This is a genomic window from Arthrobacter sp. GQ119 (assembly GCF_059759125.1).
Genome location: NZ_JCAXEA010000116.1, coordinates 1 through 220, shown reverse-complemented (window position 1 = coordinate 220; position 220 = coordinate 1). Strand labels below are relative to the sequence as shown.

Below are 220 nucleotides of genomic sequence, written 5' to 3'. Positions count from 1 at the left end.
GAAAGGAACGCAAGCTAATGGTTCATAAGGTCAAGGCAGTCATTGCCCTGGAGAAGGACGCTCCGGTGTCGTTGGAGACGATTTTGGTGCCGGATCCGGGTCCGGGGGAGGCGTTGGTGGACATCCTGACGTGCGGGGTGTGTCATACGGATCTGCATTACAAGCTCGGCGGGATCGGGGATGAGTTCCCGTATCTGCTCGGTCATGAGGCCACGGGTGT

Annotated in this window: 1 protein-coding gene; it reads left to right on the top strand. The window is 58.6% G+C overall.

All coding sequences use genetic code 11. The annotated features are described in order from the left end of the window. Positions 1-17: 17 nt before the first annotated feature. Positions 18-220 (top strand): alcohol dehydrogenase catalytic domain-containing protein (locus AC6CH3_RS23600; protein WP_498134734.1); only part of this gene is annotated, 203 nt, incomplete at its 3' end.